Consider the following 25396-nt stretch of genomic DNA (forward strand, 5'->3'; position numbering starts at 1 on the left):
CGCTGCTCTTTCTCTGATTTCGACAACGACCAGTCACGCGAACAGTGGTCGCTTTCCGCTGCCGTCGAACCGAACACGAAGAGAGCGACGGCGTCCCGTGAAGCGGTTGGGGGCATCCACCGGCATTAAGTGTGCTGTGCTCGTACTGCCTGACATGACTGAATCGGAGAGCGGCGGCGACACTATGATGGCGGCTGTCCTCGATGTCCTCCCGCACGGGCGGCCTGGAGACGACCGGCCACAGCACCAGAAGGAGCCGCTCGCGTACGCGCTCGACATCGATGAGTTCTACATTTACGAGCTGCAGCTTGCGGACAAGGATGCCGATATCGCGTTCGGTGACCGCATTGATCTGACAGAGTTCGGTCGCGTGACGGAAGTCGAGTTCGAGGATATTCCGAGCGGTGCCCGCTCGGAGCTCGACTACGCCGTCGAGGAGGTTGTCGAGGCGAACGAACAGCGCTTCGTCGACTTCTACAACGACGCCCAGCCGATCACGCTTCGACTCCACCAGTTGAACCTCCTGCCGGGCATAGGGAAGAAACTCCGGAACACGATTCTCGACGAGCGAAAGCGAAAGCCCTTCGAGAGCTTCGAAGACCTCGAAGAGCGCGTCAGCGGCCTCCACAGCCCCAAGGAGACGCTTGTCGAGCGGATACTCGAAGAGCTACAGGATGACGACCTGAAGTACCGACTGTTCGTCCGGCGCGAGGAACAGTCCTCGTAACACTGTCGGCTGCAAGCAGCTAGGGTAGGGCCACCAGCACAAGGCGACCCTTTTCTACCGCGACCCGCTACGGCTCGCTAATGACTACGACTGAGACAGGGACTCGGGACCCCGACGCGCTTGTCCGGCGGGCCGGCAAACGGGCCGACACCCGGAAGGACCAGCACTTCCTCGTCGACGACCGGGTACTGGACCGAATTCCGGAATACGCGACTGATGCGGACATAGACCTCTCGCACGTTCTGGAGATCGGCGCAGGCCCGGGTGCGCTGACCGACCGCCTGCTCGCAACGGCCGAGCGGGTGACTGCAGTCGAGCGCGACCCGGACTTCGCGGCCCATCTCCGCGAGGAATTTACCGAGGAGGTCGCGGCGGACCGGCTCACTATCGTCGAGGGTGACGCGCTTGAAGTTGACGTACCCGATTTCACCGCCAGCATCTCGAATTTACCCTACGGCGCATCCTCTGAGATCGCGTTTCGGTTGCTGCCGGAACAGCGCCCGCTTCTGTTGATGTTCCAGCAGGAGTTCGCCGAGCGGATGGCCGCCGACCCGGCGACGGACGACTATGGGCGGCTGTCGGTTACGGCGGGCCACTACGCCGACGTGGAGGTCGTCGAGACGGTGCCGCCGGAAGCGTTCGACCCCCAGCCTCGTGTGACGAGTGCGCTCGTCCGGACGCTGCCGCGGAAACCCGACTACACCGTCCCCAGCGACGACTTCTTCATGGACTTCCTGAAGGCAGTGTTCACCCAGCGCCGGAAGACGATGCGCAACGCCGTCCGCAACACGGCCCACATCTCCGGGCTGGGCGACCCTGACACAGTAGTTGAGGCCGCTGACGAGGACCTCATGAGCGCCCGCGCCGGGAAGCTCACGCCGGCCGACTTCGCCACGCTGGCGACACTCGCGTACGAGGTCGGGCAGCCGGAGGCCTGAGATGGGTGAAGAGGCGAACGACAGCGGCGACGGGGGCGACGGTTCCGGCAGCCGCCCTTCGCTGGCCGACCAGCGGGGCGTCGAGTCGGTGTACCAGCCAGCGGAGGATTCGGACCTGCTGGCCCGGACGGCCCGCGAGCGAGTCGAGGCGGGCGATACCGTCCTCGATGTGGGGACGGGCTCCGGCTATGTCGCCGCGACGCTTGCCGACGCCGGGGCACGGGCGGTGGGCGTCGACGTGAGCCCGCTGGCCTGTCGAGAGGCAGCCGACAACGGCGTCCCGGTCGTTCGCGGCGACCTCGTCGAGCCGTTCCGGGCGGACGCCTTCGACCTTGTCGCGTTCAATCCGCCGTACCTGCCGACGCCGCCCGAACAGGAGTGGGACGACTGGATGGAGCACGCGCTGTCGGGTGGCGACGACGGACGGCGACTCGTCGACCCGTTTCTCGAAACTGTCGAGCGCGTGCTGGCTCCGGGCGGCGAAGCACTCATGCTCGTCAGCAGTCTCACGGACCCGGCTGCAGTGCGAGCGTACGCGAGCGAACACGGGCTGGCGAGCGAGCAGCTTGCGAGTGAGAAACACCCATACGAGGCCCTCGTCGTCCTGCGGTTCTATCGAGATTGATTACTGTTAAGCATTTTAGTGAATAGGAAATATTAAAGCCCGTCATTGACTACTCCTTGGCAATGACACAGGTAATCGCCACGACCCCTGGGCTCTTTCCGCTCCCGGACTGGGCCAAGGACGAACTGGCAGATCTGAAGGGCCATCAGAAGACCGACCTCATCTCGGGCGACGAATCCGGTGAGGTTGTCGCGGCCTACGACAAGGCCCGCGAGAACGTCATCACCATCCAGCAGGACGCCGGGCTCGACCGCGTGGTCGAGGGCCAACTCCGCTGGGACGACATGCTTGCGCACCCGCTCGCGGTCCACGACAGCGTGGAGACGAAAGGCATCGTCCGCTACTACGACAACAACAATTTCTACCGAGAGCCGGTCGTACAGGGCGACCTGAGTGCTGACGGCGGCGACGTTGCCGCAGACCTCGGCGCGGCCGCCGAGCACGTCGACAACGGCCTTCAGGCCGTACTCCCCGGGCCGTACTCGCTTGCGGACCTCGCGACGGACGAGCACTACGGTGACGACGCCGCGTTCCTCGATGCTATCGCCGACTTCCTCGTCGAGGAAGTAAACGCCTTCCCGGATGTCGAGACGCTGTTCCTGCTTGAACCGTCGCTGGTCGAGAACGCACCCGCCGACGGCGAGGACGAGCGCGCCGCCGAAGCAATCGACGCCGTCGCCTCAGCCGCCGACGCCGAGGTCGTCGCTCACACTTACTGGGGCGCAATCGAGGAGAAGGCCTACGCGCACCTGATGGACGCCGACGTGGACGCCATCGGCTTCGACCTCGTTGCGAACCACGACCAGACCGTCTACAACGTGCAGGAGTACGGCACCAAGGACGACGTGGCGCTTGGCGTTGTCGACGGCCAGAACACGCTCGTCGAGTCGCCCGAAACGATCCGGGACCGAATCGACTGGTTCGAGCAGCAGACCAACACTGCTTACGACACCGTCTACGCGACGGCGAACACGGAAACGTTCTATCTCCCGGTGAACAAGTTCGAAGATAAGCTCGAAGCGCTCGCAAACGCCGCGGATCTGGAGGCGGCGGAGGCATAACGATGACAGGACCACGAGACCAGTTCAAACCGGCGGATCACCCGAACGACCACTTCCTGCTGACGACCGTCGTCGGCTCCTACCCCAAGCCCAAGTGGCACGACCGTGCCCGCGAGCTGTTCGAGGACGAGGACGCCGACTTCAGCGAGGACGAGTGGGAGGAATCGAAAGACGACGCCTCGCGGCTCATCACTCACGAGCACGAACGTGCAGGCCTCGATGTCATCTGTGACGGCGAGATGCGCCGCAACGAGATGGTGGAGTACTTCGCCCACCGCATCGACGGCTACGAGTTCAACGGCCGTGTGAAGGTGTGGGGCCACAACTACTTCGACAAGCCGAGCGTCGCCGACGAGGTCGAGTACGGCGAGCAGTGGCTCGTCGAGGAGTTCGAGTTTACTGACGAGGTCGCTGAACGGCCCGTCAAGGTTCCGATTACAGGGCCGTACACGCTCGCCAACTGGTCGTTCAACGAAGTGTACGACAGCGAGGAGCAGTTGGCCTACGAACTGGCCGACCTCGTCAACGAGGAGATCGAGGCGCTGGTTGAGGCTGGCGCTCGATACATCCAGATCGACGAGCCGGCACTGGCCACGACGCCGGACGACCACGCCATCGTCGGCGAGTGTCTGGAACGCATTGTCGACGAGATCCCTGACGACGTGCGTCTCGGCCTGCACGTCTGTTACGGCGACTACTCGCGCATCTACCCCGAAATTCTGGATTACCCGGTCCACGAGTACGATCTGGAACTCGCAAACGGCGACTACGACCAGCTCGACGTGTTCAAAGAGCACGAGTTCACGAAGGACTTCGCCATGGGCGTGCTGGACGCCCACACCGCAGAGGTCGAGTCCGTTGCGGAAATCAAGGAGAACATCAAGAAGGGGCTGGAAGTCGTGCCCCCGGAGCGACTCACCGTTTCGCCGGACTGCGGCGTGAAGCTCCTGCCCCGTGAGGTCGCCTACGGCAAGATGGAAAACATGGTGCAGGCGGCCCGCGAGATCGAAGAGGAGCTGGACGCCGGCGAGATCGACATCGTTGCGAGTGGTGCGGAAGCGCACGCAGACGATTGAATCGGTGAGCAGTCTCGGCTGCAAACTGTCAAGCGTCTGTGTAGCGGACGATTGAATCGGTGAGCAGTCTCGACCGCGAGCTGTCAACTGTTTTGTAGCGAACGAGTAGCGAGAGTCCGAACGTGGTGCGGGCTCTCGAATACCAAGCGAAGGGTGCGGGACACGCTGCGCTTCGAACCTGAATCGGTGAAGCCGTGCATGGAGCGACCCGCGAGCAGCGCGGGCTGAGCGACCGACAGGAGTCTGCTCACGGTGCACGGTTGACTGTATTTCGACGAAGGTGGGCTTTGATTTCGGCAGCTATCGAACATTCTCGCACGCGGCGGCCCCTAAACCGGCAAATGTAGCAGACACATCTGGCGACCATATCGGGTGCGGGGTCGACCAAGAACTGTGGAACTCCGACCAGCGCGATCTCGAACTGTCCGTCACGGGAATGCTTGAACACCAAGGCACCCGGAAGACAACTATTTACTTTCTTATAAATTTGTGAATTTGCCGTCTAAACTGGAAGAGACACACCGTACGTTTGTTCGACAGACATCGAAACTAACATCGACCCAAGAGGAATATAATTGTTGATGTACTAATAGTATAAGGGTATTCCATAGTCAGGTGAATACCCTATATTATGGATATAGAGCGCCTCAAACCAATGATTCTCGAATATAGTTCGTGCTGTGTGTTAGCACATAAGTCTGGGAAAGAGTTTTGAGGGTCTCTGGAGAAGCTAGCGATGAGAAAACTATGACAGGGGACACACATCTTCGGGCAGAACTGTATCTTCGTGGAGATACGTACGGCACGTTCGACGCACAACAGCAGGTGCTCAATCGGGTGAAGCGACTGGAGGCCAACGGCGTGTTCAGCGAGTCGATGGTCGCCGGTGAGTGGCAGCGGATCAGGACGATGGCGGAGGACAAGCGGTCGGAAGCCATCCAGACATACGAGGAATTCACAGACTGGGCGGGCCAGAACGGCCACTCGCTCGAACCGGCGTTCGAGCGGCGGAACCGGAGCTACGTCGGGATGGACCGCGTCGACGACGTGGTCGTGTTCCCAGTCGTCTCGCTGGCAATTTATGACGGCGACGACCTGGAGGGCGTGTTCCCGTGCTCGGACGAGAAACGGACCTACACTGTCGGCGACGCGCTAGAGGCTTTCGAGCGCGGCGACGAAGATTGGCTCGCGCAGTTCGACTCCCTGTCGGTCGACCGGACCGACCCGCTGCTGGAACCGGGCGTCGACGCGACGATTTAACCGCGTAGCGCGTCGACTGGTTCTTCGCTCGCTGCTTTCCAGGCCGGATACAGCCCGCTGATGATACTCGTCAGCACCCCGAAGGAGAACGCCGCACCGACGTACCAGGCGTTCGGTAGCCTGAAGACGGCCATCGCGTCACCGACGGCGTAGTGGTTTATCGCCAGCCCGGCACCGAGGCTCAGAATGACACCAGCGACGCCACCGAGGAACCCAAGCAGCGTCGCTTCCATCAGCATCACTTTGAGGACATCCCGCTTCTGATAGCCGACAGCTCTGAGGACGCCGATTTCCTCCCGGCGTTCGACAGTGGACATCAGCATGACGTTGAGAATCGAGATGCCGGCCACGAGCAGCGAAATCGATGCGATGCCGGCGAGGACGGTGTTGATGATCTGGAACTGCTCTTCGATGGTGTCGACGAGCGAGCCCAGTTCCTGCACGAAGACCCGCTCCTCACGGTCGTTGAGCGCGTCGCGGATCCCCATTGCCGTCTCGTTGGCCCGTGTCCCGGTCGACTCGATAACGTACACTTCCGAGTAGCCACGCTGGCTGAACGACGTCGCCGGCATGATGATTCGGTTGTCGGGGTTCGTCGAGGAGAACGGGTCACCTTCTTCGAGCACAGCCCGGATACGGACACTGGTCCCGTTGACGGTGATCTGGCTCCCGGGATGCAGGTCGTGCTCCTCCGCGACGTTCGACCCGACAAGCGCACCGGACCGGAACGGCGATACCCGCCCCTCCTTGGCCTCGTACAACTCCGCCGGGTTCTCAACGCCGTATATTGTTTCCCTGACTGCGTCCTCGCGGTTGTACGACACCGGCTCCACGCGGGTCTTCACCGGTGAGACAGTTGCTGTCGGGCTCGCCTCCCGGCGGATCGAGCGTATATCTCGTTCGGTGAGTTCAGTGATGTTTTCGCCGGAGTTCGGATACACCGTGAGCTGGTTTCCGACGTTGCCGAGGTTCTGGGTAAACGAGTACTGGAGCGCGACGCCGAACATCCCCAGCGAAGCGATGGCAACGACGCCGATGACGATACCCAGCGACGCCAGCAACGACCGCATCTTCGTTCGCGTGAGGTTGCGCCGCGCCATCAGCGCGGCCGGGAAGAACCTACCCGCCATTTTTTCGTTCCCTCCCGATGGTGCCGTCGACCAGATGGACGGTCCGGTCGACGTATTCGTTGACCAGGTCGTCGTGGGTGACTGCGACGATTGCCACGTCGTCCTCGTCGGCGATGCGTTGGAACTCGTCGAGTATCTGCCGCCCGGTTTCGCTGTCGAGGTTACCCGTCGGTTCGTCGGCGAGAACGACCTTCGGGCTGTTGATGAGCGAGCGGGCGATGGCGACGCGTTGCTTCTGGCCGCCGGAGAGTTCGTCGGGCTTGTGGCCCAGTCGGTCACCGAGCCCAAGCCGCTCTAAGAGCGTTCTGGCCCGTTTTTTGACTTTCGGGTCACTGTCCAACAGCAGTGGTACTTCGACGTTCTCGACAGCAGTCAACGTCGGCAGGAGATAGAAGTGCTGGAACACGAACCCTATCGTTTGCTTGCGGAGCGCGGTCCGCTTGCTGTCGCCGAGGCCGGTCACGTCCTGCCCCTCAAGCAGGACGGTCCCCTCTGTCGGCGTATCTAGCAGTCCAAGGATGTTAAGCAGGGTCGTCTTGCCACTGCCGCTGGGGCCCATAATCGAGACGAACTCGCCGGCTTCGAGGGTGAAGTCGATACCCGCGAGTGCGTAGAGGGTCTGGCCGCCGGTCCGGTAGCGCTTGACCAGTCCCTGTGCGTCGATAACCGTCATACCTCGATATCGTCGTCACCGCGGCGATAGCGGCGCACGAGGACACCGACGACGACGAGTAGTGCCAGGCCGCCGGCGATGAACACCGGCAGCATACTGTTCTGGTCACCGCCCCCGCTGTCGTCGTCCTGGCCCGCTTGCTGTGCTGAAGCGCCCATCCGGTCGATATCCACGTCGAACGTCTGTCGCTTCCGCGTGTCGTCGACGAGGTAGGTCACCTCCAGCGGTACCGACGTGACATTCCCCGTCGTCTGGGCGTACACGTCGAAGGAGACGAAGTCACTGGCCGGGACCGTGCCGACGAAGTAATCCCGGTTCGGGGTCGCCGGAGTGACGCTCTCAGTGTTGACGACGCTGACGAGGACGCTGTCCGCATCCGTCGACCCGACGTTGCTTGCACTCCCTGAAATCTGGAGGCGTCCCCCCTGTCGGATCACGTCCAGACCGGTGAGGTCGATCGTTCCCGGGACGGATCGGAGCGTCGTTTCGGTCGTCATCTGCTCCGTTTCAGTCCCGAGTTCGTAGTTGGCCGTGACAGTGACATCCGCACGGGGTTCGTCCATCGTGGCGTTCAGTCGCACCTGTCGGGTCGTACTCGCTGAGATGTTCTCAAGCAGGACACGCTGGAACGACGCGTTCTCCGACGTTGCACTAATCATGACATCCGAGAGCGGAGCGTTGGCCCCGTTCGAGACCGCGACCCGCAACGCGCGGTCAGTGCCGCTGCCGACCGCAGTCGTATCGAGTTCCACACTGTTCCGTAGCGGGTCCGAATCGATGACTGTCGTCCGTGTCGTGCTACGGGTAGTGTCTCCGTCAACAGTGTAGCTAATCGTTGCGGTCAGTGAGTGTTCGCCGGCAGATTCGGGTCGGAACCGGAACGGGGCTGTAATCGAGCCGTTCTCTGCGACGCTTGACCGGACTGTCCGACTGTTTGTCATCTTGACGCCATCGCCTTCGACGACAATCTCAACGTTCGTTATCTGGGTGTCGAGCCCGTTTGCGACGGTGACCTCGCCGGTCGACTCAACGCCGGCGACAGAGTCGTCAGCCGTGATATCCATCTGCGGGTGCCGCTCCTGAACGTTCAACTGGACCGGATATTTGAGTTCGATGTTGTCTCCGGTCTTGCGGTCACGGCCGTACACGATGACGCGGAGGTCCTTGCTTCCAGCCGAATCAAACGAGGCGGTCAGGGGTACTTCCAGTGTGCTGCCCGGCGAAATTGAGCCAAGGTCCGAGACGCGTTCGTACTCTGTGATTCCTCTGCCGCCCGACTTCCGGATTGCAATATCGTTGATTTCGAGCGGGGCATCGCTGCTCTCAAGATTCCGGACAGTCGTGTCGAACGTGACGGTTTCGCCCGGCGCTGGCGATGACGGCGACACGTCAACGGTTGATATCGATGCGTTGACGCTCGCGCCGGCGACTGACAGCGGAAGCGAGCCGACGATGACCAAGCAGGCGAGTACAGCCACACCGTGACGCATCACGCAGTCACCTCTGGCTGTAGTAATCGTATGCTGGTCCGACAACTCATTGGGAGGACGCTATCGGGGACCGTTACCATGTGCGCCGGTCCGTTCCGGTCAGTGTTAAATATGCTGCATAGACCGCAGTGGGAAACTGCTATGATAGCGCCCCTCCCAGCCGTGGATATGCGCGTCATCTGTGCCGGCCACGTCAACTGGGACGTGACGCTCCACGTCGACCACCTTCCAAAGCCCGACGGCGAGGGGCGCATCACTGACCGGTCACAGTCTAGCGGGGGGAGCGCATCGAACGCGGCCGTCGCACTGGCCGGACTTGATGCGGACCCGCTAGTCCTCGGTAGCGTCGGCCGGGACGACCACGGCACCATGGCCCGGCGCGAACTGGCAGCCACCGGCGTCGAGACGTTGCTGATCGAGTCGGACGAGGCGACGGCCATGAAATACCTCATCGTGGACGAGAACGGCGATGTCGCGGTGCTTGGAAACGACGGGGCCAACGAGGCGTTCAACGCGTCGGACCTCCCGGCCGAGACCCTAGCCGAGGCCGACCACCTCCACCTGACCGGCCAAAATCCGACGACGGCTGCGACGCTCGCACGCGACGCCGCGGCCGCGGATGTTCCGGTGAGCTTCGACCCCGGCCGGCGGCTTCCATACCGCGATTACTCATCGGTGCTCTCACATGCGGAGATCCTGTTTTGCAACGACCGGGAGGCCGACCACGCCAGAGACAGCGGGCTCTTCGAGACAGTGCCGACAGTTGTGGTCAAGCACGGGGACTGCGGCGCAACGGCCCACATCGGCGACCAAACGGTCACGAACGCTGGGTATCCAATAGAGTCTGTGGACACTGCAGGCGCGGGCGACGCGTTCGCTGCCGGGTATCTGCTCGCCAGCGCACAGGAGACTGACCCGGAGCGTGCGCTCGCAGTCGCCAACGCCTGTGGCGCACTCGCAGCGCAGTCATCCGGCGCACAGACGACACTCGACTGGGAGTCCGTGTGGGAGCTTGTCGACAGCGGCCAACCGCCCGAAACGGCCTAATTCGTCTGTATCTCCTCGACGAGCCGCTCGAACTGCTGGCGGTACTGGGCTTCGGCCCGAGCGGCGGCAAGGCCTGACTTGTCGTCGAAGACGGCCTCGAAGCCGGCCATCCGCCACAGGAGCGTCGAGAGCTGGTAGAGGGGCCGTCGCTGCTCGTACCCCTCGTCGAACTCCATCGGGCGCATCTCCTGATATCCCTCGTGGAACACCGTTCGGAGCGATTCGCGCCGTTCCGGGTCCTGAAACGACGAGTCGATGAAGAGGAACTCGGTCTGTGCGAGGTTGTACTCCGGTAGCGCCGCGAGTACGTCCTGCCAGTCGAGGACAGCTGTAATCGGCGATTCCTCCGTCTGCTCGAACATCAGATTTGCCGGCCTGAAATCGTCGTGTACCAGCCGCGGAACGCCGTCTTCGGGCACCATACTCAGGGCCGGTTCGATACAGTCCCACGCCCGGTCTGTCATGTCCTCGAAGGGCGTCCCATCGAGGTGGGACAGGTGGGATCTGGTGAGACTCTCGAAGTACTCCTGCCAGTTGCCCATCCAGTCACTCACGATGATCCGGTCGTCATGAAGCGTGAGCCGACCGAACGCCTCGAACCCGATCTCGGAGTGCATATCGCCGAGTATCCGGCCGGACTGGGCCAGCACCCGCCGTCGGTCCGCAGTCGAAAGCCCGGCGAACTCCTCGGCCAGATTCTCGCCGTGGATACGCTCGGTGACGAAATACGGCGGGACATCGGCGTCGGGGTTGTCCTCGTAGACAAGGATGCGTGGAACAGGGACATCGGTCCGGCCGGCGACGAAGTCGTGGAGACAGGGTTCGACGGCGAACGGGACATCGCCCTGTGGCTTGAACTTCACGACCACCTCGTACGCCTCGCCGTTGTGGCGCAGCGTTACCATGTAGACATCGCTCTGGTGGCCCCCACCCGGGGTCTCGAACTGGAACCCTTCGTACTCCGGGCCTGACTCTTTGAGCACGGCTTCGATGTCCTGTTCCGGGGTCTGCACTGACTTACCATACAGTGGGCGACCAAATAAATCTGTCAATCCCACCACGGACAGCACTGGCACCCAGTTCAGACGCTGTCAGTCGCCAGTTCCGTGCTACCAGGAGTGAAACGGTGAGACTGGTTTCGTCCCGTCGGTCACTTCGAATCGTGCGCCGCCGGCCCTGCTCTCAGACACCGAGATGTCCCAGCCGTGGGCGTCGGTGATCTGGGCAACGATAGACAGGCCGAGGCCGTTGTTACTGCCTGAGAAGGCGTCGACCGAGAGAACATCGTTCAGTTTGTCGGCTGGAATACCCGGTCCGTCGTCAGCGACGTAGAAACCTGTCACTCGGCCCTCGCCTCGCTCGTTCGCACTGTCTCTCTCGGCTGCCCCGTCGCCGACAAGCGGACCGACCCAGACGGTCACGTCATCGCCAGCGTGGTCCGCCGCGTTCCGAAAGAGGTTCTCGAACACCTGTTTGAGGCGGTTCTGGTCACCGAACACCGGGGCGGACCCTTCGATCTTCAGCGTTGCGTCGGCTGTTCTGGCCATCTCCCACGTCCGTTCGACAATGGTGTCAAGTGAAATCGTTGTTCGGTCTTCGACCGCATACCCCTTCTTTGCGAGGGTCAGCAGGTCATCGATGAGCGATTCCATGCGAGCCACGCCTTCCGCCGCATCGTCGAGATGGGACAGGTCGCCGGTCTCTCGAACGAGTTCGAGTCGCCCCTCGACAACGTGAAGCGGGTTTCTGAGATCGTGTGAAACGACGCCAATGAGCTGTTCCATCCGGTCGCGCTGGACGCGGAGGTCGTGCTCGCGCTCGGCTTTCTGCAGTGCCGCCTGAACGTGCGTTGCGTACATCCGCGCGAGTCGAACCGTTTCATCGTCGAATGTAACTGGGGTCAGCGACCCGATGTTGATAACCCCGTACTCGGCGAGCGGCAGAATGATCTCGCTACTGACGGGGGAGTTTTCGTTGTACTGGCTTCGCTCGTCGTCGAGTTCGGAGTACGTCCGGACATCGTCCTGCTCGAACGCCTCCCACGAGAGGCTGTTGCCGGGTCGGTACGTCACCGGCCGGTCGAACACCTCGTCCGCCCGCTCCGTCGACGCAGCCAACTGCAGTTCCGAAGCGTCGCTATCATACAGCCACAGCGCTCCGAGTGGCACGTCGAACACAGACGAAACTCCGGACATTGCGATCTCACAGATCTCCCGCTCGGACTCCGCAGCCATCAGCTGCTGTGTTACAGCCTCGAACGAATCGAGATCGAATCTGATCATTAACTCCCCACCCACCCCGTACAATTCATGCATGAATATAAAAACTCGGTGATTCTGTATCAGTGATATGTCGCGTGGCGTTGCCGTTTCGCCGATGCCGCGAGACCTTTGTATCCACAGTCCTCAGAGAGCGGTATGCGAACGGTCGAAATCGATGGCCTCCCGGTGGGCGATGGTCACCCGACACGCGTCATGAGCGTGCTGAACATGAGTTCGAACTCCGGGTACAAGCCGAGCGTGTATCTGGACCCCGCGGAAGCCGCCGAGGCTATCGAGGAGAACCTCGTCCCCGCCGGCGCGGACATCATTGATGTCGGCCTCCAGTCAGCGAACCCCAAATACGAGTCCAAACCGGTCGAGATGGAGAAAGACCGGCTCGAAGAGGTCGCGCCGCTCGTCGACGAACTCGACGCCGACGTGCCGCTGTCGCTCGAAACGCGCTATGCTGAGGTGGCCGAGGAAGCGATCGGCCACGGTTTCGACCTTATCAACGACGTGTGTGGCTTCGCCGACCCGGAGATGAAAGGTGTCGTCGAAGACCACGATATGCCGGTCGTCAAGATGGCCAGTCCGCCGGACCTGGCCAGTCCCGGTGCGCTGAAAACCATCGACGACATCTTCGAGGCGCTCCAGCGGGACGGGTTCACGGATAAGACCATTATCGACCCGGCGTTCGGCGGCTGGTACGACGGCAAGGAGTTCGAGGACAACTGGGAGATGTTCCGCCGCCTCCGGGAGTTCCGCGCCTTCGACCGGCCGATGCTCACCGCGACCAACCGCGAGGACTTCCTCGGCGATCTGGCCGACCAGCCCGAGACGGAGAACCAGCTCGCCGTATCACTGGCCGCGGCGACGATGGAAGCGGAACGCGGCGCACACATCATCCGAACCCACGACACTCGTGAAACCCACGACGTGGTCAAAGTGGCCGACGCGCTCGGTGACGAGCGGACGACACGACCGGAGACCGACTCCGGTCCCACCGTGGCGGAACTGACCGACGTGACGCTGCGGGAAGTGGCGCGTCATCAGGCGCTCGGCGAGACGGTCGCCGGCGGGACCGACGACGGCGCGACACTCACGTTCCTGCTCGGGGATGTGACCGACGACGCCCGGGCAAGCCTCCGGGCCGTCGCCGAAGTGACTGATGTAGTGGTGGTCGAGAAAGACGGCGGGAGTCTCTACGTCGGCGGCTCCGCGGCTGCGCTGAAGGTCGTCACCGACAGCCTCGCCGAAGACGGGCACCGGGAGCTTGCCGGCGAACTACGGACCTCGCTATCCCGGCGCGTCTAAGTGCCGCGGCTGGTCGTACTGCAGCGACAGATTTTCACGCACTCCTGCGTCGCATCCCGACTGCCCGCGGCTGTCCGTGGAAACGAGCGTATCACACGGAGCGCGCAGCGATGAGGGAAGGCTGACTGCGGGTCACTAGCCGCGCATCAAGTTCAGTACCTCATCGACGACATCAGGTTCAACGGCGATAACGTAGCGGCTCCCCGGTGTCAGGGTCGTGTCGGCACGGGCGATCCGCTCACCGTTATCGTCGGACACAACGACGGTGCCTTCGGGAAAGCGGACGTCTGTGAGTGCTTTTCCGGCGGCCGGAGCGCCGTCAGTAACGCGGACGAGCATGATATCGAGGGTGCCAGTCACGTCGGCAAGCGTCTGGACATCGCTCCCCAAGATTTCGTTTGCTGCCACCCTCGCACCGGCTCGTTCGGGAAAGACCACCGCGTCGACAAATCGGGTGTACGCCTCACCGGCTGTGCGGTCGATGCGTGCAATCGTTCGGATGTTGGGCGTCAGCTCCGCAGCAGCTAAACAGACCGCAAGGTTCAGTCCGGTTTCACCTGTGAGCGCGGCAATTGCGTCCGCTCGCTCGATGCCTGCCTGTTCTATGATGTCCGGATTCGTCGCGTCACCCTGGATAACCGTCGCTACCCACTGATCGGCGATATCCGAAACCATCCGCTCGTCGCGTTCGATAATCGTCACATCGTGACCGCGGTCGGCGAGTATCTCGGCTGTCTGGAAACCGACGCGTCCACCGCCTGCGATGATAATATCGAGTGTTCGGGTCATGAGTTAGTCTTCAGCCTCGGGTTTTATTTCGCTGACGGCAGTCGCTTGTTCACGGTCCGATTGCTGTCTTATCCGTTTGAGGGCGAAATACACGACTGCGCCGAGCAAGATCCATGCGACGCTGAGTCCCAGTGCCAGTGGATCCGTCCGGAGCAGGAACTCTATCAGCACCCCCGTCAGAATCAGATTGAGTGCGATACCGATTATCGGCGGTGCCGGGTAGAACGGCATCTCGTACGGCCGGTTCATGTTCGGTCGTTCCCTGCGGAGTCTGATGACCGCGACGTTGACGATGATAAACGAGAGCAGGAAGAACAGGCTCGACATATTGCCGGCGCTCTGTGTCGGCAGTGCGACTGAGCCAAGCATCACGATGGCACTGGTGAGGATGGCGACGAACGGCGTCCCGTAGCGGTGGTGTATCTGGCCAATCGAGGGGAGTAACTGCCCTTCACGCCCCATCGAGAACGCGACGCGTGACGACGCGATAACGACGGCGTTGAGGGCAGTGAGCGTCGAGAACACAGCGCCAAAGACGATGAGTGCCCCACCGTTCTGGATAATCGGTAACCCGGTCGGCATGAACGATGTTGCTGCCGTGGCGATGCCGGCTTCGCCAGCGTCGGCGAGTCCCTCGGCCCCGAGCGTCCCGATGGCGACTGTCACAACGGCCAGATAGACGACGACAGTCACAGCGAGGCTAATAAAAATCGCTTTGGGGATGTTTTCCCGCGGGTTCTGTACTTCCTCCGTGACAGTGGTGATGAGGTCGTATCCCTCGAAAGCGATGAAAGTGAGTCCCATCGCCGGCAAGACGGCAGCCGCTCCACTCCCTTCCGGAAACAGCGGCTGAAATTCGGCCCCGGAAAACATCGGTGAAGTGAGCCCGAACGCGACGAACACGACCAGAATGGAGACTTTGATGATTGTGAAAATCGTCTCGACACTACCGCTGGCAGCCGTCGAGACGGCGTTGAGCGCCACGAGGCCCAGAACCGCAATAAACGCCAGCAAAAAGGCCGGTGGGAGCCCGACATCAATGACCGGAACTGCAACAGCGCCGATCTCGTCCGGTGACGGGACCACGTCGTAGACGTGCAACAGTTCGAGAAAGTTCGGCGCAAAGCCCAGCGCATACAGTGCCCCCGCAATCATGTAGGCGAACCAGAGCATCCAGCCCATGATGAACGAGGCGAAGTCGTCGAATATCTCCCGCACGAACGCGTAGCCACCGCCGCTTTTCGGAATCGAGGCGGCAAGCTCCGCGTAGGAAAGTCCCGTGAATGCCGTCACGACGCCGTTCAGTGCGAAAACGAGGATCGCGGCTGGTCCAGCGATTTCGGCAGCCAACCCCGTTAACACGAAAATACCGGCCCCGATCATCGCACCCATCCCGATCATCGTCGCGTCAAGTAGCCCAAGTTCAGCTTCGGGCGACCGCGTCTGGCTCTTACTCATGCATCCTGTTTGTAATCGGCGCGCCGTCCATCATACGCTGTATGTACTCTATTCGGTCCATTTGAGTACCGGGGTTAGTTCTTCTATTGTAAGAACTGTGAGGGGATTTGATAAAAGCTTCTGCTGACTGGCCCCCAGTACGGCCGACTGTGTTCTCAGTCGGTTGGAACTGTCGGGGCATTGAAGGTGGCACGTTGTCAACAGTAGGCTAATGGCCCAGACAAAGCGATTCGTCATCGCCGGCGGCGGCCGCGTCGGGAAACAGACCGCCGAAAACCTCGTCGATCAGGGTCACGACGTACTGCTGATCGAGTCCGACGAGGAGCGCGTCGAGGCGCTGTCAGATGCGTATATCGGGCCGGTCATCCACGGTGACGCCACGCGACCGTCGATTCTGCAACAGGCCGACTTGGCCGAGGCCGACGCTATCGCAGCGCTCACCGACGAACCGGGCACGAACCTCGCCATCTGCATGGAAGCCCAGCAGTACGCGCCCTCGATTCGGACCATCGCGAGAGCGGAGACGGAGGCGGATCATGAGTACGATGAAGTCGTCGACGCAACGCTGCTACCCGAATATCTCGGTGGGGACCACGCGGCTGATATCCTGACCGGGGAAGACATCCGGACACTCGTCTATCCGACCGCAGACCTCGATATCATCAAGGTGACCGTCGCCCCGTCCGCTCCTGTGGCGGGGCGTCGTCTCGACGAAATTGCGCTTCCGTCCGGCAGCCTGCTGATCTCGACGGCGGACCGAACGGAACTCGCGGGGGCTGATACGGTTCTGAAGGCTGAGGAGCAGTATATTCTCGCCGTCGAAACCGATGTCGTCGACGAAGTGTTGAAGCTTATGCGCGGGTAGTGATCTGAATTGTCGGAGTTCCGTCCGCCATCTCCTGTTATTTCTTCATATTCGAAACAGTGGATACGTACCCTTAACAGCGAGTGGATTCACCCACCACCATGAGCAGTGAGTCCACGGACAGGGATATCCTCGACCACGTAGTTCTCCCTGTCGCCAATGCAGACGATGCGTTGGCGACAGCGAAGGCGCTTGAACCGTACGAACCGAGTAGCGTGACCACGCTTCACGTCGTCGAAAAGGGCGGTGGCGTCCCTGACAAGACACCGGTCGAACAATCAGAAGACTTAGCCGAGGAATCGTACGCCGCTGTCCGGTCCGTGTTCCCTGACGCCGACGACCACACCGCCTACGGTCGAGATATCGCGGCGAAGATATTCGAGGCAGCCGACGAGGTGGACGCCAGCGCCATCGCCTATCGGTCCCGTGGCGGGAACCGGCTCATGCAGTTTCTCTCCGGTGATATCTCCCTGAAACTTGTGACCGGGGCGGACCGTCCCGTCATCGCGCTGCCCCGAGAGGAGGAGACATGAGCGAGGAGGACCTTGCCAAGGACCTCGGGCCACTGGCGGCCCTGACCATCGGTGTCGGGACGATGATCGGTGCTGGCATCTTCGTCCTACCGGGAGAAGCGATCCTCAAGGCCGGGTCACTCGCGTCGGTAGCGTTCGTACTGGGCGGCATCATCGCCATGTTCACGGCACTGTCGGCCAGCGAACTCGGCACTGCGATGCCGCGTTCGGGCGGGGCCTACTACTACGTCAACCACGCGCTCGGCCCCATATTCGGGTCGGTCGCCGGATGGGCCAACTGGCTCGGGCTGGCCTTCGCCAGCGCCTTCTACATGGTCGGGTTCGGCCGATATATCGCCAGAATATTCGGTCTCAGCGGTAGCGTCGGAGTCGGCCCGGTATCGATTACCGTCGTAAAACTGGTGGCACTCGCCGGCGGCGCTTTCTTCGTTCTCATCAACTACGTCGGCGCGAAAGAGACCGGCCGGCTGCAGAACATCATCGTCGTCTTGCTTATCGGTATCCTCACCGTGTTTACGTTCCTCGGGACGCTCCGGGCAGAACCGTCGAACCTCCCGGCCGCGACGGACGTGGTTACGACTCTGGAGACCACGGGACTCATCTTCGTCTCCTATCTCGGATTCGTCCAGATTACGAGCGTGGCCGAGGAGATCAAAGACCCCGGAAAGAACCTTCCGCGGGCAGTCATCGGCAGCGTCGTCATCGTGACCGTCATCTACGCGCTCGTCCTCGTGATTATGAGCGCGGCCGTCCCGCAGGGGTTCATCGCGGACATCATCAGTTCCGATGCCGAGAACCCAATCGCCGTCGTCGAGGTCGGGGACTACATTCAGGGGGCCGCAATGGGGGGTGCACTCCTGTTCGGCGGCTTGCTCGCCACAGCGTCTAGCGCCAACGCCTCTATCCTCGCGTCCTCGCGTATCAACTTCGCTATGGGGCGTGACCGGATCGTCACGCCGGCCCTCAACGAGATACACCCCCGCTACGGGACGCCGTACAGGGCAATCGGCATTACCGGCGGCCTGATTCTCCTGTTTATCGTGATCGGGGATCTGACGCTGCTCTCGGGCGCTGCGTCGGGACTGCATCTCATCATCTATGGATTGCTCAACGTCGCACTCATCGTCATGCGGTACGTGAACCCGGAGGAGTACACGCCGGATTTCGTGGTGCCGCTGTATCCCCTGTTACCGGTTCTCGGTGTCGTCCTCTCCTTCGCACTACTGGTGTTCGTCGCCGGAGACGCATTGTTGCTCTCGTTCGGTATCGCCGCCGCGGCGATACTGTGGTACGGCTTCTACGCCCGTTCGCGTACAGAAAAACAGGGAATTCTGTCGAAACACATCATTTCACAGTCCGACGAGATGCCCGACGCGGCCGTTAGTGCTGCTGCCGGCGTCCAGCCCGACGGCGGCCAGTATCGCGTGATGGTCCCACTGGCAAATCCCGCACACGAACAGGAACTCATCACGCTCGCCAGCGCCATCGCCAAACAGCGCGGCGGAACCGTAATCGCGACCCACATCGTCACCGTCCCCGACCAGACGGCGCTTTCGGCTGCCGCCGACCGATCCGATGAGATCGACAAGAGCTCACAGCAACTGCTCGATAACGCCCGCGAGGACGCCGAGACGTTCGGCGTCGATGTCGAAACACACACGATCCTCTCGCACAAGTCCTACGAGGCTATCTTCGACGCCGCCCGCACACAGACGGCGGACCTCGTCGTGATGGGATGGGGGCCAGACGCGCACGGCTCGCCCGGGCGGGCGGAGTCTGCCATGGACGAACTCACAGAGACAGTCCCCTGTGACTTCCTCGTGCTCCGTGACCGCGGGTTCGACCCCTCTCGCATCCTGCTCCCGACAGCCGGTGGACCGGACTCCGAGCTGTCAGCCGCCATCGCGAAACTGTTGCAGTCCGAATACGGTTCCGACGTGACGCTGCTCAACGTCGACGATGACCGCGAGGCAGGCGAGCGATTCCTCGAAGAATGGGCAGCCGAGCAGGGGCTGGAAGACGCAGATCGCCTCGTCAAGTCCGGGGATGTCGAGACTGCTATCCGGAACGCTGCCACCGATGCAACGCTCCTCCTCATCGGCGCGACCGAGGAGGGTCTGCTTCGCCGACTCGTCTCGAAATCGCTCGTATTGGACGTTGTCGACGACGTGGAGTGTTCGGTCCTGCTGACGGAGAAACGCCGCGACCGTGGCCTGATTGAGCGACTGTTCTGAGTAGCCGGTATTTTCCCTGAGACGCCTGCGACGTTATCTCCTGACGTAACCACCGAACCAGAACCGCGAATTGCCTTTTCGACGCTTCACATCAGTTCGTCGTGAAGATCGTGGAACGACCCGATAGTGAAGTCCGGCTCGCCGGCGAAGGCGTCCCACGGCCCGTCGTCGCGGTTCACCCAGACACCCTGCATCCCGGCGTGCATCGCCCCGTACACGTCGAAATAGCCCGCAGTGACGTGGGCAATCTCCTCGATCTCGGTCCCCGTTCTCTCTGCTGCGTGACGGTACAGCTCTGCTGCTGGCTTGAACGTCTGGATCTCGTCGGCGCTGACGGTGTCTTCGAGCAGGCCGCCGATACCGGCGAAGTCAACCATGGAGTCGAGCATCTCGGGGTTGCCGTTCGAGACGACATAGAGGTCGTAGCCGGCGTCGTAGAGTTTGTTCATGCCGTCACGAACGTCGTCGAACACGTCCAGTTCGTGGTAGACGGCAAGAATCTCGTCGCGCTCTTCGGTCGTGATGTCGACACCGTGAGCATCTACCGCGTACTGGAGCGCATCGCGGTTCATTTCGTAGAACGGCTTGTAAGCGTCAATCTGGTTCGCGAGGAACGTGTACGCCAGCGAGCGGGAGCGCCAGAGCCGGGATACCGGTTGGGGGTCGTCTACCCGGTCGGCGAGGGCTTTCTGGGCGGCCTCAACGTCGACGATGGTGCTGTACGAGTCGAATGTGATCGTCGTCACGCGGTCCGGGTCGAACGGCATAGGCACCCGTAGAACCGGGTGCCTCATATAGCCGGTCGCCGAGTCAGGCACACAGCCGTCAGGCACGAGCGCGCTCTCGACGCTGGGCGTGTCGTGACCGGGTCCCGCTCAGTGCGCAGACATCTCCGAGAGGACGTTGACACAGTACACACCGATGATGATGAGCAGGATGCCGACAGCACCGGGGAGGTCGATAGGCTCGTCGAACACGACAATTCCGATTGCGGCCACACCGACGATTCCCAGCGCGGCCCAGGTGCCGTAGACAACGCCGATGGGGAGGTCTTCAAGCGTCAGCGACACCAGATAGAACGCCAGGCCGTAGCCGACGACGACCCCGAGGCTGGGGACAGGGCGTGAGAAGCCTTCCGAGAGTTTCAGCGACGTTGTCCCGAGCAGTTCGGACACAATCGCGGCTCCGAGGAGGGCATAGGGATTCACGGGTTCACTCGCCGAGAATTGTGGACAGAAAATATACATTTCGGCTGCCGTCAGGTCCGCAGTCTCCTCTCCCGAAACGCTGCCAACCCGGTCACCTCCCTGTCAATAAACCGCGGACAACGGGCGACACTCCCCCTCTCATGTGGCTTTATCTCCCGTGCGGCCGCACTGCGAGCCATGTCTCAGATACATATGTTCCAGTCGCTAACAGGAGTCTGCCCGGTCACCGCACAACGCGTGGAGGGCGACAGATGACAGCGCGAGACGTGTATCTCCCGGTCGCAGCCCAGCCGTCGGTCGACACGCTCGTCGGGATGAGCCAGCAGGCCGAGGACCGAGGTTACGACCGGGTCTGGCTCCCGGAAACGTGGGGGCGGGACGCGGTGACGACGCTGACCAGTATTGCCGAACATACGTCGACGGTCGGCCTCGGCTCCTCGATTCTGAACGTGTACTCGCGGTCGCCGGCGCTGCTCGGCCAGACCGCGGCGACGTTACAGGAAGTCTCGGACGGCCGCTTCCGCGCCGGCGTCGGACCCTCCGGGCCTATCGTCATCGAGGGCTGGCACGGCCGTGAGTTCGAGAGCCCGCTCAAGTACACGCGGGAGACCGTCGACATCATGAAATTAGTGCTCTCCGGTGAGACCGTCGACTACGACGGGGACATCTTTTCCCTGTCCGGGTTCCGACTGCGCTGTGACCCGCCCGAATCCGCGCCGCCCGTGGACGCTGGCGGTCTCGGGCCGAAATCAGTCGAACTCGCCGGTCGCTTCGCCGACGGCTGGCACGCACTCATGCTGACCGCGGACGGCTTGCGGGACCGGCTGGAAGACTTCGAGCACGGCGCGGACCTCGGCGACCGCGACCGCGCCGACCAGCGGGTGACGCTGTCGCTGACCTGCTGTGCGATGGACGACCGGGAGCAGGCCCGGGAACTGGCCCGTCAGCACGTGGCCTTCTACATCGGCGGGATGGGGACCTTCTACCGCGACGCGCTGGCCCGGCAGGGATACGAGGACACCGCCTACGAAATCGCTGAGCAGTGGGGGTCGGGCAACAAGGGGGCCGCCGTCGATGCCATCAGCGACGAGCTACTGGACAGCATTGCCGTTGCCGGCACGCCCGAGGACTGTCGCGACCGCATCGCACAGTTCGAGGACATCGATGGCGTGGACGCAATCAACATCTCGTTCCCCCGCGCTGCAGAACGAGACACTATCGACACGACCATCGACGTGTTAGCGCCCTGAGTCTGCGAGGCGGTTTCAGTCGGTAGCGACCGGCTCAATATCGTCGCGTCGGCCGTCAAGCACGTCGAATCGCTCGCCGCGGCGCTGTTCCAGCCAGCGCAGCAGGCGCTCGGCCCAGCGGAGTTTCTGGCGCTTTTCGGCCGTCACAGACGGGTCCTCGAAGTCCCAGCCGGGGAACACCAGCGAGGCAGCACCGAAGTGGTCCGCGAAGAACGCAGCACGGTCGCCATCAGTGAAGCCGCCGTAGTTGCGGACCGGCGAGGCAGGGGCCGCCTGTGTCGTCGGCACAACGAACTCGCTGTCGTAGGCCGGAATGTGTGTTTCCAGTGCGGGGATGTTGTCACCGTGAGCGTGGGCGACGACTGGTGTCCCGGCAGCTGTCAGTTCCCGCCCGGTGTCGGCGTTCTTGTCCAGATCCGTGACCATGCAGTCAATGGCGACGCCTTCCGCCCGGAGGCGGTCGGCGGCCGTGGAGGCCGCGAGGACCATATCGGCGTCGGCTGCCCGGTCGGCCTCGGATTCGAGCGACGGGCCGGCCCCGGCGACGGCGACCGTTGCACCGTCGAGTCCAAGACTCGCCGGGTCGTACGTCCTGTCGTCACCGAGCAGTTCGACGAAGCGGTCACAGGCGCGCTCGTCGCCGTCACGAGGGTAGCCGAAGTCGTCGAGGATAGCCTCGTACACTGGTTCCCAGGTGCGAAATTCCATTTCTCGTCACGCACTACGCGGGGGGCGTGTTTCTGTCTTGTTCACCGAGCCAGTCATATCGCACCCACACACAAATGCCCCACAGCGTAGCTGTCGCTGCCGAATTCGTGTCCAGATAAACCGAGTTGAGCCGAAATGGCACGTCCGTGTACCCCTACCCGGGTGCCCTTTCGGCTTTCACCCTTTTCTTTCGAGGCCTCCGGTATAAGTTTTCTCTTACCGTCAGACACAGATGGCGGGCTTCACAGGCAGCGATGACTTGTTACGCTATGTCGCTACGCCAGCGCTCCACGACAGCCTCAAGACGGGGCAGTCCTTACCAGCGGCAAATGGGCCCGGGAGTGTCAGGAAACGCGCAGAACGATGCAGTTCCGGACTCGCTCGTGGTCGTCTCGAACCGCGAACCGTATAGCCACGAGCGGGACGACGACGGCGAGATACAGGTCCAGTCCGCAGCCGGTGGCCTGACAAGCGCACTCGACCCGGTGATGCAGTCACGGGGCGGTACCTGGGTCGCCTGGGGTAGCGGCGACGCCGACATGGCCGTCGCCGACGAAGGCATCGTGGAAGTACCGCCATCGGACCCCGCGTATGACCTGAAACGCGTCCCGCTCTCCGACGCGGCGGTGCAGGGCTATTACTACGGCTACGCCAACCAGGTGCTCTGGCCGCTCTGCCACGAGGATACGGGTCGAATATGGGCAGAGCCGGCCTACTGGGAGCAGTACCGCGCCGTCAACGAGCAGTTTGCTGAGGCCGTCGATACGGTCGCCGATGCGGGCCAGCCGGTCTGGTTCCAGGACTACCACCTGGCGCTCGCGCCCAGACTGGTCCGGGAGCGACGGCCAGATGAGACGTTGTTGCAGTTCTGGCATATCCCCTGGCCCGCGCCGTCGGTGTTCCGGCACTGCCCCCACAGCGACGCGCTGCTTGACGGATTGCTGGCCTGCGACATCATCGGTTTTCACACGGCAGGGTACGCCGAGCAGTTCCTGCACTGCGTCGACAGCGCGTTCCCTGCGGTGACCGTCGACACGGACAGCGGGACAGTTACTCGCGACGGTGACAGGACGCGCGCCGTCGCGAACCCGCTGGGTATCGACGTCGGGGGGGTTCGGGACCGAGCGCGGGCCACTGATGTGGCCAGTATCCGGGATACCGTACTGGGCGGCAGCCGCTCGGACACGTCAATCCGTCTCGCGCTCGGCGTCGAACGGCTTGACTACTCGAAGGGCATCCCCGAGCGGATTGAGGCGTTGGCACACCTCTGGGACCGGCGGCCGGACCTGCGAGGAGAATTCACGTACGTGCAGAAGGCGAGCCGAACACGGGAGGGAATCGCCGCCTACCGACGGTACCGAGCGGACGTCGTCGACGCCATCGAACGCGTCAACGACCGGTTCGGAACCGACGACTGGCAACCCATCGTCTACACCGAGGCCAACCTCGACAACGAGACGCTCGCCGGGCTGTACCGGGCCGCAGAGGTCGCGGTCGTGACGCCCCACCGCGACGGGATGAACCTCGTCGCCCACGAGTACCCGGTCGCCTGTACCGATGGCGATGGGGCGCTCGTGTTGAGCGAACTAGCTGGCGCGGCGACCCATCTCGACGGCGCGCTGACGGTCAATCCACACGACATCGAGGCGATTGCGGACGCCATCGAGCGGGCGTTGGAACTGGACGAAGCTGAAACCAGTGACCGGCTTTCGCGCCTGCAGCACAGCGTCGAGACGCTCGACAGTGCAGAGTGGGTCGCCAGACAGTTCAGCGCCGGGCAGTCGCTGTAGTCTTTGCCGTCGGTTACCGGCGCTACGCGTTCGCCAGCCAGTCCGGTTCCGCAACGGTGGTGTCGTCGACCTGCGAGACAGAGAGCGACAGCGTCACCGTCACCGGCTGGCCGTCCCGCTCGGTGGTCACCCGGTACTGGAACGACCGGACGACGCCGTCCCCATCAACGAGAACCGTTGCACTGGCCGTGTCCGTCGTCCCGTTGGCCGAGACGTTCGTCGAGACAGCGTTGTCGGCCGCGAAGCCAGTGACGTTGCTCCCGGTCGCTTCGAACCGCGAGACGCTGTCACCGTCAACCGTCTCGGTTCCGGCGTAGGTCCAGTTGATGTCCGACCCGAGCGACTGGAGCAGTGAGCGGTCGATGACGCTGCTTTCGTTGACCGGCTGGACCGGCCCGTCGTACGGCGGTGATGCGGAGCGGTAGTCCGTCATCTCCTCCTCACCGCGGGCGAGGACTCGCCGCTCAGCGGTAGTTCCGTCGGCGGTGTAGGTCGTCGTTGCCAGCGTGTCACCGCTGGCCTGCACCAGTTCACCGCTGGCCAGCGACCGGTCGCTCTCACGGTCGATAGCGACGGTTCGGTTGATGAACACCGACCGGTTCTTCCCGTCCCGGACTGTCGAAAGCTGGAACGACAGCGAGGTGGTAAGCGACGAGTTCGACAGCGTCTCAAAGTGTCCACGTTCGATGGCCCCCGCGTCGAAGCCGGACGAACCGGGTGCGGGGCCGTTGGCATCAGCCGAGGTCGGTGTCTCAGATGTGCCCGTGCCCGTTTCAGAGCCGAACAGCCCGCTACAGCCAGCGGATGCTATCAATAGCACCACAAGTGCAAGCGAGAGGTGGCGGCGTTCGAGTAACATACTGGAGTCACTGTAGCAGCGAATTAGTTCGTTATGGCCGCTCAGCTGTCACGTTCCCCTATCGTCGAGATTCGATACCCCGCCACTGACTGTGCCGCCA

24 protein-coding genes are annotated in these 25396 nt (G+C 62.5%); 13 read left to right on the forward strand and 11 right to left on the reverse strand.

From position 1 onward, the window contains the following. Positions 1-154 precede the first annotated feature (154 nt). From G9C82_RS04200 to G9C82_RS04225, 6 genes are all read left to right on the forward strand, one after another. Positions 155-727: a DUF655 domain-containing protein gene (locus tag G9C82_RS04200; RefSeq protein ID WP_004962808.1), complete on the forward strand. Its 573-nt coding sequence runs from the start codon at positions 155-157 to the stop codon at positions 725-727. An 80-nt stretch (positions 728-807) separates the two neighbouring features. Next, positions 808-1665: a 16S ribosomal RNA methyltransferase A gene (locus tag G9C82_RS04205; RefSeq protein ID WP_127013449.1), complete on the forward strand. Its 858-nt coding sequence runs from the start codon at positions 808-810 to the stop codon at positions 1663-1665. A 1-nt stretch (position 1666) separates the two neighbouring features. Continuing rightward, positions 1667-2290: a HemK2/MTQ2 family protein methyltransferase gene (locus tag G9C82_RS04210; protein ID WP_127013450.1), complete on the forward strand. Its 624-nt coding sequence runs from the start codon at positions 1667-1669 to the stop codon at positions 2288-2290. Positions 2291-2352: 62 nt separating this feature from the next. Next, positions 2353-3351, forward strand: a complete 999-nt coding sequence (locus tag G9C82_RS04215) for a 5-methyltetrahydropteroyltriglutamate--homocysteine methyltransferase (RefSeq protein ID WP_127013451.1) — start codon at positions 2353-2355, stop codon at positions 3349-3351. A 2-nt stretch (positions 3352-3353) separates the two neighbouring features. Then, entirely contained in the window at positions 3354-4427 is a 1074-nt protein-coding gene (locus tag G9C82_RS04220) for a methionine synthase (RefSeq protein WP_127013452.1), read from the forward strand. A 747-nt stretch (positions 4428-5174) separates the two neighbouring features. Continuing rightward, positions 5175-5687 (forward strand): HTH domain-containing protein, encoded by a 513-nt coding sequence (locus G9C82_RS04225; RefSeq protein ID WP_004962823.1) that lies wholly within the window; start codon positions 5175-5177, stop codon positions 5685-5687. Here the strand turns inward: G9C82_RS04225 and G9C82_RS04230 are convergent. The 3 genes from G9C82_RS04230 to G9C82_RS04240 are packed head-to-tail and all read right to left on the reverse strand — an operon-like array spanning position 5684 to position 8980. Next, positions 5684-6817 carry an ABC transporter permease gene (locus tag G9C82_RS04230; RefSeq protein ID WP_127013453.1) on the reverse strand — a complete coding sequence of 378 codons (1134 nt, stop codon included), beginning with the start codon at positions 6815-6817 and terminating at the stop codon, positions 5684-5686. The genes G9C82_RS04225 and G9C82_RS04230 overlap by 4 nt on opposite strands. After that, positions 6807-7490, reverse strand: coding sequence for an ABC transporter ATP-binding protein (locus G9C82_RS04235; RefSeq protein ID WP_004962828.1), 684 nt, complete (start codon positions 7488-7490; stop codon positions 6807-6809). Before G9C82_RS04235 ends, G9C82_RS04230 begins: the two co-directional genes overlap by 11 nt. Further along, positions 7487-8980, reverse strand: a complete 1494-nt coding sequence (locus G9C82_RS04240) for a hypothetical protein (RefSeq protein ID WP_127013454.1) — start codon at positions 8978-8980, stop codon at positions 7487-7489. Before G9C82_RS04240 ends, G9C82_RS04235 begins: the two co-directional genes overlap by 4 nt. Positions 8981-9148: 168 nt before the next feature. On the opposite strand from G9C82_RS04240, the gene G9C82_RS04245 reads away from it, so the two are divergent. Continuing rightward, positions 9149-10027, forward strand: coding sequence for a carbohydrate kinase family protein (locus G9C82_RS04245; protein WP_127013455.1), 879 nt, complete (start codon positions 9149-9151; stop codon positions 10025-10027). On the opposite strand, the gene G9C82_RS04250 is transcribed toward G9C82_RS04245, so the two are convergent. After that, the gene (locus tag G9C82_RS04250; protein WP_004962837.1) at positions 10024-11040 is read right to left on the reverse strand and encodes a phosphotransferase family protein; all 1017 of its coding nucleotides are present in this window, start codon (positions 11038-11040) and stop codon (positions 10024-10026) included. The genes G9C82_RS04245 and G9C82_RS04250 overlap by 4 nt on opposite strands. A 96-nt stretch (positions 11041-11136) precedes the next feature. After that, positions 11137-12309 (reverse strand): HAMP domain-containing sensor histidine kinase, encoded by a 1173-nt coding sequence (locus G9C82_RS04255; RefSeq protein WP_174789830.1) that lies wholly within the window; start codon positions 12307-12309, stop codon positions 11137-11139. Positions 12310-12444: 135 nt separating this feature from the next. Between G9C82_RS04255 and G9C82_RS04260 the strand changes: the two genes are divergently transcribed. Continuing rightward, positions 12445-13602 carry a dihydropteroate synthase gene (locus tag G9C82_RS04260; RefSeq protein ID WP_007188350.1) on the forward strand — a complete coding sequence of 386 codons (1158 nt, stop codon included), beginning with the start codon at positions 12445-12447 and terminating at the stop codon, positions 13600-13602. A 135-nt stretch (positions 13603-13737) separates the two neighbouring features. On the opposite strand, the gene G9C82_RS04265 is transcribed toward G9C82_RS04260, so the two are convergent. Together G9C82_RS04265 and G9C82_RS04270 are read right to left on the reverse strand one after the other, a co-directional pair. Next, a complete protein-coding gene (locus G9C82_RS04265) occupies positions 13738-14391 on the reverse strand; it encodes a TrkA family potassium uptake protein (protein ID WP_004962845.1) in 654 nt (217 codons plus the stop codon). Positions 14392-14394: 3 nt separating this feature from the next. Beyond that, on the reverse strand, positions 14395-15849 hold the full coding sequence (locus G9C82_RS04270; protein ID WP_007188349.1) for an APC family permease: 1455 nt from the start codon (positions 15847-15849) through the stop codon (positions 14395-14397). Positions 15850-16060: 211 nt separating this feature from the next. Here G9C82_RS04270 and G9C82_RS04275 point away from each other — a divergent pair, with 211 nt between their 5' ends. The 3 genes from G9C82_RS04275 to G9C82_RS04285 all read left to right on the forward strand — a co-directional run bounded on the left by G9C82_RS04275 (position 16061) and on the right by G9C82_RS04285 (position 19481). Then, positions 16061-16714 carry a TrkA family potassium uptake protein gene (locus G9C82_RS04275; RefSeq protein WP_007188348.1) on the forward strand — a complete coding sequence of 218 codons (654 nt, stop codon included), beginning with the start codon at positions 16061-16063 and terminating at the stop codon, positions 16712-16714. A 101-nt stretch (positions 16715-16815) separates the two neighbouring features. Then, on the forward strand, positions 16816-17247 hold the full coding sequence (locus G9C82_RS04280) for a universal stress protein (RefSeq protein ID WP_007188347.1): 432 nt from the start codon (positions 16816-16818) through the stop codon (positions 17245-17247). Then, positions 17244-19481, forward strand: coding sequence for an amino acid permease (locus tag G9C82_RS04285; RefSeq protein ID WP_127013456.1), 2238 nt, complete (start codon positions 17244-17246; stop codon positions 19479-19481). Before G9C82_RS04280 ends, G9C82_RS04285 begins: the two co-directional genes overlap by 4 nt. 86 nt (positions 19482-19567) lie before the next feature. Here G9C82_RS04285 and G9C82_RS04290 read toward each other — a convergent pair whose 3' ends face one another. Further along, the gene (locus G9C82_RS04290) at positions 19568-20248 is read right to left on the reverse strand and encodes a haloacid dehalogenase type II (RefSeq protein ID WP_127013457.1); all 681 of its coding nucleotides are present in this window, start codon (positions 20246-20248) and stop codon (positions 19568-19570) included. 108 nt (positions 20249-20356) lie between these two features. Further along, positions 20357-20689: a multidrug efflux SMR transporter gene (locus tag G9C82_RS04295; protein ID WP_049919248.1), complete on the reverse strand. Its 333-nt coding sequence runs from the start codon at positions 20687-20689 to the stop codon at positions 20357-20359. A gap of 251 nt (positions 20690-20940) precedes the next feature. Here G9C82_RS04295 and G9C82_RS04300 point away from each other — a divergent pair, with 251 nt between their 5' ends. Beyond that, on the forward strand, positions 20941-21939 hold the full coding sequence (locus G9C82_RS04300) for a TIGR04024 family LLM class F420-dependent oxidoreductase (protein ID WP_127013458.1): 999 nt from the start codon (positions 20941-20943) through the stop codon (positions 21937-21939). Positions 21940-21954: 15 nt separating this feature from the next. Here G9C82_RS04300 and G9C82_RS04305 read toward each other — a convergent pair whose 3' ends face one another. Next, complete coding sequence (locus G9C82_RS04305; RefSeq protein WP_127013459.1) at positions 21955-22647, reverse strand: 6-hydroxymethylpterin diphosphokinase MptE-like protein; 693 nt, start codon at positions 22645-22647, stop codon at positions 21955-21957. A 329-nt stretch (positions 22648-22976) separates the two neighbouring features. On the opposite strand from G9C82_RS04305, the gene G9C82_RS04310 reads away from it, so the two are divergent. Then, positions 22977-24437 carry a trehalose-6-phosphate synthase gene (locus G9C82_RS04310; RefSeq protein ID WP_127013460.1) on the forward strand — a complete coding sequence of 487 codons (1461 nt, stop codon included), beginning with the start codon at positions 22977-22979 and terminating at the stop codon, positions 24435-24437. Between the two features lie 22 nt (positions 24438-24459). Here the strand turns inward: G9C82_RS04310 and G9C82_RS04315 are convergent, their stop codons facing one another. Then, positions 24460-25296 (reverse strand): hypothetical protein, encoded by an 837-nt coding sequence (locus tag G9C82_RS04315; RefSeq protein ID WP_127013461.1) that lies wholly within the window; start codon positions 25294-25296, stop codon positions 24460-24462. Positions 25297-25396: the final 100 nt, after the last annotated feature.

Origin of the sequence: Haloarcula sp. R1-2 (assembly GCF_011627385.1) — an archaeon.
In the GTDB taxonomy this organism is placed as follows: Archaea; Halobacteriota; Halobacteria; order Halobacteriales; family Haloarculaceae; genus Haloarcula; species Haloarcula marismortui.

Coding starts and splice junctions, on each gene's coding strand:
- G9C82_RS04200 (WP_004962808.1), top strand. CDS start 155: ATGACTGAATCGGAGAGCGGCGGCGACACTATGATGGCGGCTGTCCTC.
- G9C82_RS04205 (WP_127013449.1), top strand. CDS start 808: ATGACTACGACTGAGACAGGGACTCGGGACCCCGACGCGCTTGTCCGG.
- G9C82_RS04210 (WP_127013450.1), top strand. CDS start 1,667: ATGGGTGAAGAGGCGAACGACAGCGGCGACGGGGGCGACGGTTCCGGC.
- G9C82_RS04215 (WP_127013451.1), top strand. CDS start 2,353: ATGACACAGGTAATCGCCACGACCCCTGGGCTCTTTCCGCTCCCGGAC.
- G9C82_RS04220 (WP_127013452.1), top strand. CDS start 3,354: ATGACAGGACCACGAGACCAGTTCAAACCGGCGGATCACCCGAACGAC.
- G9C82_RS04225 (WP_004962823.1), top strand. CDS start 5,175: ATGACAGGGGACACACATCTTCGGGCAGAACTGTATCTTCGTGGAGAT.
- G9C82_RS04230 (WP_127013453.1), bottom strand. CDS start 6,817: ATGGCGGGTAGGTTCTTCCCGGCCGCGCTGATGGCGCGGCGCAACCTC.
- G9C82_RS04235 (WP_004962828.1), bottom strand. CDS start 7,490: ATGACGGTTATCGACGCACAGGGACTGGTCAAGCGCTACCGGACCGGC.
- G9C82_RS04240 (WP_127013454.1), bottom strand. CDS start 8,980: ATGCGTCACGGTGTGGCTGTACTCGCCTGCTTGGTCATCGTCGGCTCG.
- G9C82_RS04245 (WP_127013455.1), top strand. CDS start 9,149: ATGCGCGTCATCTGTGCCGGCCACGTCAACTGGGACGTGACGCTCCAC.
- G9C82_RS04255 (WP_174789830.1), bottom strand. CDS start 12,309: ATGATCAGATTCGATCTCGATTCGTTCGAGGCTGTAACACAGCAGCTG.
- G9C82_RS04260 (WP_007188350.1), top strand. CDS start 12,445: ATGCGAACGGTCGAAATCGATGGCCTCCCGGTGGGCGATGGTCACCCG.
- G9C82_RS04265 (WP_004962845.1), bottom strand. CDS start 14,391: ATGACCCGAACACTCGATATTATCATCGCAGGCGGTGGACGCGTCGGT.
- G9C82_RS04270 (WP_007188349.1), bottom strand. CDS start 15,849: ATGAGTAAGAGCCAGACGCGGTCGCCCGAAGCTGAACTTGGGCTACTT.
- G9C82_RS04275 (WP_007188348.1), top strand. CDS start 16,061: ATGGCCCAGACAAAGCGATTCGTCATCGCCGGCGGCGGCCGCGTCGGG.
- G9C82_RS04280 (WP_007188347.1), top strand. CDS start 16,816: ATGAGCAGTGAGTCCACGGACAGGGATATCCTCGACCACGTAGTTCTC.
- G9C82_RS04285 (WP_127013456.1), top strand. CDS start 17,244: ATGAGCGAGGAGGACCTTGCCAAGGACCTCGGGCCACTGGCGGCCCTG.
- G9C82_RS04290 (WP_127013457.1), bottom strand. CDS start 20,248: ATGCCGTTCGACCCGGACCGCGTGACGACGATCACATTCGACTCGTAC.
- G9C82_RS04300 (WP_127013458.1), top strand. CDS start 20,941: ATGACAGCGCGAGACGTGTATCTCCCGGTCGCAGCCCAGCCGTCGGTC.
- G9C82_RS04305 (WP_127013459.1), bottom strand. CDS start 22,647: ATGGAATTTCGCACCTGGGAACCAGTGTACGAGGCTATCCTCGACGAC.
- G9C82_RS04310 (WP_127013460.1), top strand. CDS start 22,977: ATGGGCCCGGGAGTGTCAGGAAACGCGCAGAACGATGCAGTTCCGGAC.
- G9C82_RS04315 (WP_127013461.1), bottom strand. CDS start 25,296: ATGTTACTCGAACGCCGCCACCTCTCGCTTGCACTTGTGGTGCTATTG.